This window comes from Lactonifactor longoviformis DSM 17459 (genome assembly GCF_900129135.1).
Classification (GTDB): domain Bacteria; phylum Bacillota; class Clostridia; order Lachnospirales; family Lachnospiraceae; genus Lactonifactor; species Lactonifactor longoviformis.
On sequence record NZ_FQVI01000076.1, the window covers coordinates 1 to 1,079 of the forward strand.

Consider the following 1,079-nt stretch of genomic DNA (forward strand, 5'->3'; position numbering starts at 1 on the left):
GGCTTTGGAAACAAACTGAAAGAACACAGCAACTGGCATATGTTAGATATGCAGACCGGAGAATTTACACAGGCAAAGGGCCAGGAAGTTATGGAATCCTTCCTGAAATCCTATGATGACATTGATGTAGTAATCGCAGAGAATGACAACATGGCATTCGGAGCAATCGACGCTATCAAAGCAGCAGGAAAGACCTGCGGACCAGAAGGCGACATCACAATCATCTCCTTTGACGCAGTAAAAGCAGCATTCGAAGCAATGATCGCAGGCGACTTAAACTGTGCAGTAGAGTGTAACCCATTACACGGACCTCGTGTAGCTGAAATTATCCAGAAATTAGAGGCTGGCGAAGAAGTAGAGAAGATTCAGTATGTGGATGAAAGTGTATTCCCGGCTGACACAGCAGCTGAGTTCATCGACGGACGTGCATACTAATCAGAATATGTAAGCAAATGAAATCATAATTACAGGTCCCCGGAGTTTTTCAACAACTTCGGGGACCTGTTTGTTTTCAGGCAGAAATTCTATGATTGCAGAGGGAAAAGATGAACAAGTTGTAAAAGATTATACAAGCATGAAAAAAACAGGAGTGGAATTGTATTTCCAGGAATACAAAAAATAACACACTTTTTTCCAATTAAATTGTACAAAACTTCTTTTTCACAAAAAAATCAAAAAATATATTACAAAACAGCGGAGCCTCTCCGTTGTTTTTTATATGGAAATTGATAGAATTAATACTGTAATCAGGGTGCAGAGAGCACCGGAAGATAAAGAATAATAAAAATGTATATAAGGAGGAACAACATGAAAAGAAAGGTATTAAGCGCGTTATTATGTGCAACCATGATGGCAGGGATGCTGGCAGGCTGCGGAAATGATTCTTCTGAATCCAGCTCCGCTGACACAGAGACAAAAACAGAGAGTACAGACACAGCGGAAGCTGGGGACGAGGCTGATGCAGCAGATACAAAGGGAGACGATGATTTAATCGTAGTTGGTTATGCACAGGTTGGTGCAGAGTCTGACTGGAGAACTGCGAATACAGAATCCTTCAAATCTACTTTTACAGAAGAAAA

Annotated in this window: 1 protein-coding gene and 1 pseudogene; both read left to right on the forward strand. The window is 41.0% G+C overall.

Translation table 11 applies throughout. The features are described from left to right. Positions 1-435: substrate-binding domain-containing protein (locus BUA56_RS22510; RefSeq protein WP_139249531.1), on the forward strand; the 435-nt coding region annotated here is incomplete at its 5' end. 372 nt (positions 436-807) lie between these two features. Next, positions 808-1,079: pseudogene (locus tag BUA56_RS22515) on the forward strand (ABC transporter substrate-binding protein); the annotation flags it as partial.